This window comes from Escherichia sp. MOD1-EC7003 (genome assembly GCF_002965065.1).
Lineage (GTDB): Bacteria > Pseudomonadota > Gammaproteobacteria > Enterobacterales > Enterobacteriaceae > Escherichia.
On record NZ_PTRE01000212.1, the window covers coordinates 1 to 8,454 of the forward strand.

7 protein-coding genes and 2 tRNA genes are annotated in these 8,454 nt (G+C 49.0%); 4 read left to right on the forward strand and 5 right to left on the reverse strand.

Annotated features, from left to right (window positions below):
- Nucleotides 1-61: 61 nt before the first annotated feature.
- Complete coding sequence (gene yeeO, locus A7090_RS23775; RefSeq protein ID WP_105275744.1) at nt 62-1,537, reverse strand: toxic metabolite efflux MATE transporter YeeO; 1,476 nt, start codon at nt 1,535-1,537, stop codon at nt 62-64.
- A gap of 160 nt (nt 1,538-1,697) precedes the next feature.
- Here yeeO and A7090_RS23780 point away from each other — a divergent pair.
- A tRNA-Asn gene (locus tag A7090_RS23780) sits at nt 1,698-1,773 on the forward strand.
- Nucleotides 1,774-1,810: 37 nt separating this feature from the next.
- Here A7090_RS23780 and cbl read toward each other — a convergent pair.
- Complete coding sequence (gene cbl / locus A7090_RS23785) at nt 1,811-2,761, reverse strand: HTH-type transcriptional regulator Cbl (protein ID WP_105275745.1); 951 nt, start codon at nt 2,759-2,761, stop codon at nt 1,811-1,813.
- Between the two features lie 101 nt (nt 2,762-2,862).
- Nucleotides 2,863-3,780 carry a nitrogen assimilation transcriptional regulator NAC gene (gene nac / locus A7090_RS23790; protein ID WP_105275746.1) on the reverse strand — a complete coding sequence of 306 codons (918 nt, stop codon included), beginning with the start codon at nt 3,778-3,780 and terminating at the stop codon, nt 2,863-2,865.
- Nucleotides 3,781-4,104: 324 nt separating this feature from the next.
- Here nac and A7090_RS23795 point away from each other — a divergent pair.
- From A7090_RS23795 to A7090_RS23805, 3 genes are all read left to right on the forward strand, one after another.
- Nucleotides 4,105-4,180, forward strand: a tRNA-Asn gene (locus tag A7090_RS23795).
- Nucleotides 4,181-4,341: 161 nt separating this feature from the next.
- Entirely contained in the window at nt 4,342-5,607 is a 1,266-nt protein-coding gene (locus A7090_RS23800; RefSeq protein WP_105275747.1) for a tyrosine-type recombinase/integrase, read from the forward strand.
- Nucleotides 5,608-5,936: 329 nt separating this feature from the next.
- Complete coding sequence (locus A7090_RS23805; protein ID WP_105275748.1) at nt 5,937-6,212, forward strand: hypothetical protein; 276 nt, start codon at nt 5,937-5,939, stop codon at nt 6,210-6,212.
- A 401-nt stretch (nt 6,213-6,613) separates the two neighbouring features.
- Here the strand turns inward: A7090_RS23805 and A7090_RS23810 are convergent, their stop codons facing one another.
- Together A7090_RS23810 and A7090_RS23815 are read right to left on the reverse strand one after the other, a co-directional pair.
- Nucleotides 6,614-7,042 (reverse strand): polyketide cyclase, encoded by a 429-nt coding sequence (locus tag A7090_RS23810; protein ID WP_105275749.1) that lies wholly within the window; start codon nt 7,040-7,042, stop codon nt 6,614-6,616.
- Nucleotides 7,043-7,290: 248 nt separating this feature from the next.
- Nucleotides 7,291-8,031: an integrase domain-containing protein gene (locus tag A7090_RS23815; RefSeq protein ID WP_105275750.1), complete on the reverse strand. Its 741-nt coding sequence runs from the start codon at nt 8,029-8,031 to the stop codon at nt 7,291-7,293.
- Nucleotides 8,032-8,454 lie beyond the last annotated feature (423 nt).

Sequence of the window (8,454 nt, forward strand, 5' to 3'; positions counted from 1 at the left end):
GGACACCACTTTGTCTAATTCGTCAGATTCTGACCAGACGGTTCAGGCTGTACGCTTACGTTTATTCCGACACAACTGACTTTTTTTCACACTTTTTTGGCTCGGGGCGAGGGTATTTCCACAGCCAACGTCCAGTAACCATTCGCCAGTAAAACAGCGCGGCCCGCACAGCCCAGTCGGCAAACATTCCCATCCAGACACCAACCACACCCCAGCCCAACATGATTCCCAGCACATAACCGACTACCACCCGGCCCCCCCACATGCTCAACATAGAAACCCACATGGCGTAACGGGCATCGCGAGCACCTTTAAATCCAGCGGGTAGCACCCATGAGGCAGACCAAATAGGCATAAATAAAGCGTTTAGCCCAACGACATGTTTAACCTGTGGGTCCTGGGTATAAAACGATGCCATAACCCCGGCAAAGGGCGCCGTTAGCCAGGCGATTGCCGTCAATCCAAGAGTGGAGAGCCAGAATACATGCCGCAGCTGAATTTCTGCTTGCGCTATCTGCCCTACCCCCAACCTTCGACCTGTAATGATCGTAGATGCAGAACCGAGCGCACTTCCGGGTAAGTTGATAAGAGCCGCAATTGAAAACGCGATAAAATTCCCGGCAATAACACTGGTCCCCATCCCGGCAACGAACATTTGGGTTAATAACCGACCACTGGTAAATAATACTGATTCGACACTCGCTGGAATGCCAATCCCCATGACTTCCCAGATAATGCTAAAATTCAGTGGCTTAATATAGCTTTTTAACGAAATCCTTAGTGCTGGATTAAAACCAATCGCCAGTACCCACAAAATTGCAACTGCGCCAATATAACGAGAAATGGTTAAACCCAGTCCAGCCCCGACAAATCCCAGTCCTTGCCAGGAGAAAAGGCCGTAAATCAATATGCCGCTAATAATAATATTAAGAATGTTCAGGCTACCGTTTATCAGTAACGGTATTTTCGTATTCCCGGCACCACGAAGTGCCCCACTACCAATCAGAGTGATGGCTGCTGCTGGATAACTGAGTACCGTCAGCTCCAGATAAGTCAACGCCAGTGCTTTAACTTCTGTCGTAGCATCACCTGCGACGAAATCAATAATTTGTTCGCCAAAATGATGAATAAGCGTCGCCAATAGTACGGCAAACAACGTCATGATCACCAATGACTGCCGCGTAGCCACCCTCGCTCGTCGTCTATCCCGTTTTCCGAGACTAAATGCCACAACGACAGTAGTACCAAGATCGATAGCGGCAAAAAAAGCCATAATGACCATATTGAAGCTATCGGCCAACCCCACGCCAGCCATCGCATCTTTTCCCAGCCAACTAACCAGAAAAGTGCTCAGAACCCCCATCAACAGGACACAGGCATTCTCCATGAAGATAGGTACAGCAAGCGGGGTTATCTCGCGCCAGAACAACACTTTGTAGCTCTTGCGTTTGGCATGCCAGCGAGTGCCGTGAGCAACCTGGCGTAAAGCAGAGGAGATATTCAAAGCCAACCTTAATTGCAGAACGTGAAACCACATTTCAAATAATGAGGGAGAATCAGCAAACCTGCAAAGATTTTCGCCGACAAATTGTCTGCAAATGCAACAAACTGTTGATAGAAACGGCAAACAGTTTGGAAATTTAAAAATCGGGTTTGACAAAAAATTTTTCGCCGTTAAGATGTGCCTCAACAACGATTCCTCTGTAGTTCAGTCGGTAGAACGGCGGACTGTTAATCCGTATGTCACTGGTTCGAGTCCAGTCAGAGGAGCCAAATTTCTGAAAAGCCCGCTTTTAACGCGGGCTTTTTGCTATATCTGATAATCAATTTCCTCTTCTCTGTTTTCCATCACCTGCCGCTTGATATCCTCAACCGACAGTCCAGCGTTACAGAGTTCCAGAAAGCGCCAGACATAATTACGCTGTAGTTGTCCTCGCTTCAGCCCCAACCAGACCGTATTGGCATCGAAAAGATGCCGCGTATCCAGGTGGATTAAATTATCTTCCTCTTGTTCGCCGCTGGATTGTTCGGCAACTAATCCGATCCCCAGTCCAAGAGCAACATAGGTTTTAATGACATCAGAATCCTGCGCACTTAATACAATATCTGCCAGCAAACCTTTGCGGGCAAATGCATCATCAATACGTGAGCGCCCCGTAATCCCCTGTCGGTAAGTAATTAACGGCCACTTCGCTATTGATTCCAGCGTCAATGGCGTAATTTGCGTTAAGGGATGAACGAGTGGAACAAGCAAACTATGGTGCCAACGAAACCACGGGAAGGCGACGAGCTGCGGATCATTACTCAAACGCTCGCTGGCGATACCAATATCAGCTTCACCATTTTGCAATAACGTCGCAATTTCCTGTGGCGTCCCCTGGATTAGCTCAAGCCGAACCTCCGGGAAAATTTCGCGAAAGGCTTTAATCACCTCAGGCAAGCTATAACGTGCCTGAGTATGCGTCGTTGCAATAGTGAGTATGCCAGACGTATCGTTGGTAAACAGATCTGCAAGCCGACGAACATTACTGGCTTCATTCAGAATACGTTCTGCAATGACCAGTAATGCTTTGCCCGGTTCAGTCATGCCCAGCAGTCGCTTACCTCGTCGAACAAATATTTCGATACCAAGTTCATCCTCCAGTTCTCGAATATGACGGCTGACGCCGGACTGTGAGGTAAAAAGCATATTCGCGACCTCTGTCAGATTGTAATCCTGACGTGCAGCTTCACGGATTATCTTTAGTTGTTGGAAATTCACGGTAAACTCCGGGCAGTTCAGATATTCCGTTATTGTTAAAGTCTAATGCCCGGCATAACAAATAATAAAAACCCGCATCTTATTCCATCCCGATATAACGCTTAGCTAACCAATTGCCACTGCCTTTTTTCCATCACTGGAGAACTAATCACTGACATTAACAGTTCTTTCACTGCCTGTGCCTGTGGCGATAAATCCGCTCTGGCGGGCAAATTTAATGACAAAGAAAGACTCATGGACGGTGTGGTAATGCGTGACATCCACCCGTTTACTGCGCCACATAACGAACGCGCAGCCGATTCGGGTAATACTGCAACGCCCATGCCGCTCGCAATCGCTGCGGTAAGCGTGGCAATAGACTCAATTTCACCAATGACTTTTGCCGTGAGCCGCCGTAGGGAAAAAGCCTCATCAACACGAAGTCTAATAGCACTGTAATCACTGGGGAGAAAGAGGTTCATTTGCGCAATAGCATTAACATCAACGCTTTGCCCCGGACAATCTTGAGTTCCGACCAGGAAAAGATCTTCTTTCAGCAAAGCCTGACTGGATACACCAGCCACAGGGGAATGCTCATAAATCACCGCCATATCGAGTTGGTGATTTATCAGTCTTTCATTAAGCACAGCACCGCTATTTTCATGGAGGTAAATAACGACTTCCGGGAATTCAGCGCGAACCGCCTGTAATAAGGGCATGGTGATGGATGACGCTGCGGTTCCTGGTGCAAAGCCAATCGAGACTTGCCCAGATAATGCCTGACCAACGTTATGCACCGCCAGTTGAGCCTGTTCACACTGACGTAAAATAGTCCGCGCATGGGTATAGAGAATTTTTCCGGCATCTGTTGGCGTAACGCCCCGTTTTGTGCGAATCAAAAGTTGTTGATTCAACTCACCTTCCAGTGTGGCAACCTGCTGGCTGAGCGCGGGTTGCGCGATATGCAATACTTCAGCAGCCTGGGTCAGGCTACCAATATCTACAATTTTTACGAAGTATTTCAGGCGTCTGAAGTTCATATTGCCTCCGGTTTTTAAGAATCGGCCCAAATGCCGCCATGACTTACCACCAGATTGCAAGATGCTTGCCAGTTTTATTTTGGCGTTGATGCGTAAGCTAACCAACTGTCAAATAAGAGATTATGATAGTTTCGTCACTGGCTATTTTTATCAGAAATCGCGTTCCCTGCCCCATGACAGAAGGATATGCACCACGATGGTTCATTGCCAAAAAGATTGAAAGCTCACCATTTTGTTGAAATTGGCAGCAAACAAACCCAAAAATGCATTTCACCCTTTGACATCACCATGCACTGCCATTACTATGCGCCCCGTTCACACGATTCCTCTGTAGTTCAGTCGGTAGAACGGCGGACTGTTAATCCGTATGTCACTGGTTCGAGTCCAGTCAGAGGAGCCAAATTCCTGTTTCTATGCGTCTCAGCATGTCTCAATAGTATTTGGATTCAGAGAGTTAGCGTAGAAACTTGTCTCAGTGCATATTGATTTATCTCTCCGCATCGGGACAAATTGGTGGTCTGATTTGGGGTCATTTCAGTTCGATAATGGAGTGACCACCACATGTCCCTTACTGACAGCAAAATCCGCGCTACTAAACCTTCAGCAACTCCCTTTAAACTGACCGATTCCCAGGGTTTGTATCTGCTTATCAATCCGGGCGGCTCACGCCTCTGGTATCTCAAATACCGTTTTAACGGCAAAGAATCCCGTATTGCTTTAGGCCCTTATCCTCAGGTTTCCCTGTCCGGTGCCCGGCAGCAGCGCGAAGGTATTCGTAAACTTCTGGCTCAGAAAATCAATCCCGCCCAGCAACGAACCGACGAACGAATTGCCTGCTCTCCGGATAAATGTTTTAAAGCTGTGGCGCTGGCCTGGCATAAGAGCAATAAAAAATGGTCAACGGATTATGCCGCCCGTCTGCTCGCCAGCATGAACAACCACATTTTTCCGGCTATCGGTCATCTGCCCGTTACCCTGCTGAAAACGCAGCATTTCACCACGCTACTGAGAGTTATCGAGGAAAAAGGCTTTCTGGAAGTCGCGTCCCGTTCCCGGCAGCAACTCTGCAACATCATGCGTTACGCCGTGCAGCAGGGGTTGACTGAAAACAATCCGGCGATGTATCTGGAAGGCGTCACCACGCCTCCGGTTAAAAATCACTATCCCGCTCTGCCGCTGGAGCAGTTACCTGAACTGCTCCAGCGTATTGATGACTATCAGCAGGGCCGGGAATTAACCCGGCTGGCAGTGATGCTGACTCTGCATCTGTTTATCCGTTCCAGCGAACTACGTTTTGCCCACTGGGGCGAGATTGATTTCAGAAATAAAATCTGGACCATTCCCGCCACCCGTGAGGCGCTCGATAAAGTTCGTTACTCCGGGCGTGGTGCGAAAATGCGTACCCCGCATATTGTGCCGCTGTCCCGGCAGGCGCTCGCCATTCTGAAGCAGATACAGGAAATCTCCGGTCATCTGGATCTGGTGTTCCCCGGCGACCATAACCCGTATAAGCCAATGAGTGAAAACACCATCAACCGGGCATTGCGTCTGATGGGGTATGACACAAAAACCGATATCTGTGGGCATGGTTTCCGGGCGATGGCCTGTAGCGCACTGGTGGAATCGGAACGGTGGTCACGCGACGCGGTGGAACGGCAAATGAGCCACCAGGAGCGTAACAGTGTCAGGGCGGCCTATATTCACAAAGCGGAACATCTTGATGCCCGCAAAGCGATGATGCAGTGGTGGTCTGATTATCTGGACGCTAATCGTGAAGACTGTATTGCACCTTATATCTATGCCCGACAACAAAATCGGGCGTCATAATATAGTGGCGATTACGGTGTAATCGTTAACTTACTGAAAAAAAACAGCACTCAGTCGCCACCATTGAAAGGCAGAACCTTAAATTATTACCGCGGTAATAATTTAAGGTTCTGACGATGAATCGGCATCACTGAACTGCGCCAGCCCCGGCCTTTTGGTTTTCAGCCTTTTCAGAGCAGGTCTGTTACCCTTAGCTTCCCTTTCCCTTAGGCCTTTTCTTTTTTAGCCTTTTCTGGCGCAACAGGTTTTATTTTTTCCGTTACGCAGTAACGCTGTCGCATCAGATATGTTATCGTTACTGCGTAACACCGACAACCGGGACAGATAAAATGGCAATGACGAACGCCGAGCGGCAGGCCCGATATCGCCGCAACACGCGGGAGTGCCGGGAAGATTATACGGCGCGACTGAATACCGAGATCCTGTTCGGAGCAAAGTCAGCACTGAAACGGCTGGCACTGCATCACGGTCTCTCACAACGCGAAATACTGGAGCAGCTCATCACTCAGGCAGATGATGCCCTGCGCCAGTCCATGAACGATGAGGAATGCGACCGCTATCTGGATTTAACGCTGGAGCCGTTACGCAGTAACAGAAACAAATGATGTTACGCAGTAACAATGCTTCGGATTTACATCACAAAAGGAACAGCAGTTACCTTTACCGGCCTTATGGCACAGGACTTTCCCTGCCAGACGGAAGTGCTCCAGTGCAGGCGCGGGCAGATATATTCCTGACAGAGTAGACACACATTTATCCGGCAACAGCAATAGCTATCACCGATTATTCCTGCCTCAATCAACAGGTAAATACCTAAAATTATTCCAGTAGAATATTTTTGGATTCTTACCTATCAATATGATTTCTTTTATAGTTTATTCCTTACATCCCGACATTGTGGTGAAATATGGCAGAGAGCCGTTATGCAGTATCTCATTGCACCAGCATAGTTTTGATTGTTCAGACCGAAAGATATCTCTGGAATAACTAAAAATCGAATAAACAATCAGCCCGTTTGTTCCGTAAGATATTTCTCCAGCCCAGCCAGTACATCCGGGAAATCCGCGCTAACACCCTCGCCAAAAGCCTGAGCGTCAGGGCCTTGTGTATTAATAATGCAAATGACCCGGCTCAGCCCGGAGTGCAGAGGCTCGATATAATGTTGCACTCTGACCATCATCTCACCACCCCTGGTTTCGTCAGTAAAATTTTTCCCTTCAGACACCTCCATGAGCTGACTACGAATAATATTCCCCTCTGGCAATTCCATGGAAAACCATACTCCAGGAACGAAATCACCCTCCATATGGATAGACTTCACTCCAGGGTTCCATAAGTTCCAGCGGGTGATATCAACAAATGCATTCCAGACTTTTTGTGGTGTGTCACTAATATCGCGCTCAAATGATTTTTTCCAGAAATTGCCCGTACTCATAAGATATCTCCAGGTTAGCAACGTAAGCCAGATATATAATATCTGCATTCATATTATTTATCCCTGGCTCTCTCCAAAATATGGGTAAAGGGAGTAATGATTTCCCCGTTGGGAAATGAGAAGGGGAAATATACAAGCAAAGTAAATAGATTGGTCAGACCGATAGATATCTCTGGATCAACAGGAAACAGGGCAAAAAATTTCTACGTAGAAATTTTCTCACCAGATAACAATGGATACCCGCATTATCAATAGTCATCCCCTTTCCACCCATAGACCTGCGCCACATAACGCCCGCGTCCGTCGCCATGCCCCAGATCCATTGCCGTCTGCGCCAGTGCTTCTTTCTCGCTGAATCCCTGCGCCAGATAATGGTGTATTGCATCCTGTGCCCAGGCATAGCGCAGAGAATGCGGGGAGTAAGCACCCGTTAACCCAATTCTTGATGCCTGGCTGTGCCAGTATTTCATGGCCGCTTTCAGGTCGGATTTATCAATCAGTCTGCCGTTTCGGCGTTCCGCTACCGTTATCGCGTTATTCAGCGCTTTTCTGACAGCTATAGTATCGAGGATCCGTGTTTCGCGGGGTCGCCCGCCTTTAGTGCCAAACACCACTGTAAGCCGTGGCTCTCCACGTTCAATGGCCTGCCGCCAGGTTTTCAGCGACTGTGCGCTTTGTACTGCTTCCTGTGAGCGTAGCCCCATCAGCCGGGACAGTTCCAGCGCCGCCGCCAGTCCGGCATCTTTCGCCATGGCAACTTCCAGCACCTGTCGGTAATACGCCGCAGGGATAGCCCGGTGCGAACCATTGCGCGATGCCCCAGCCAGCCCCAGCGCCCGGTTGCTTATCCGTTCACTGACCGCCAGCTTATTACGCCCCGCCTGCACCAGCAGGCAACGTATCGCCGCCATCTCATTTTGCAGGGAACGCCGGGCAATCCCCTGCGCCAGCCGCTCCAGTCGGCTCATCTCCTGCATAAGCATTCCCATAATCACTCCTCTTTTCATGATTGCCGCAAAACCCACATCCTTTACAACTTTCCCCGGCGCATAGGCCGATAGCCCTGATTGATTTGTCGGGCTGCGAACGATACCTGAGCGCCGGGGCGGTCGCTGTTGAGGTGTTGTGGGGTATCGGTTGTGCTCTCTGAGCAGCCGCCCGCTTTCGCAGGTCATCCCCCGGATCGTCCTGATCCCCCTCCGGCATCGGTTCATGGTCTCCTGTAGGTTAAAATGGCTGAAAAGGGTGTGTCAGAATCCTGCTATGTGCTGGTGCAGTTGAGTTGACTGGTGCAGTGACGTGGATTTCGTGCGTCACTTTCCCGCTAATTCGCGGTTAAAGTGGCGCACCTGTCAGCGCCAATGATATAAGACAGTAATTCACCATTTGGATTGTCCGCTCCACCCAACATG

Bases quoted from the DNA above. Each gene is read 5' to 3' on its own strand.
- A7090_RS23815 (WP_105275750.1), bottom strand. From the start codon at position 8,031: ATGGGAATGCTTATGCAGGAGATGAGCCGACTGGAGCGGCTGGCGCAG.
- yeeO (WP_105275744.1), bottom strand. From the start codon at position 1,537: ATGTGGTTTCACGTTCTGCAATTAAGGTTGGCTTTGAATATCTCCTCT.
- A7090_RS23810 (WP_105275749.1), bottom strand. From the start codon at position 7,042: ATGAGTACGGGCAATTTCTGGAAAAAATCATTTGAGCGCGATATTAGT.
- A7090_RS23805 (WP_105275748.1), top strand. From the start codon at position 5,937: ATGGCAATGACGAACGCCGAGCGGCAGGCCCGATATCGCCGCAACACG.
- A7090_RS23800 (WP_105275747.1), top strand. From the start codon at position 4,342: ATGTCCCTTACTGACAGCAAAATCCGCGCTACTAAACCTTCAGCAACT.
- nac (WP_105275746.1), bottom strand. From the start codon at position 3,780: ATGAACTTCAGACGCCTGAAATACTTCGTAAAAATTGTAGATATTGGT.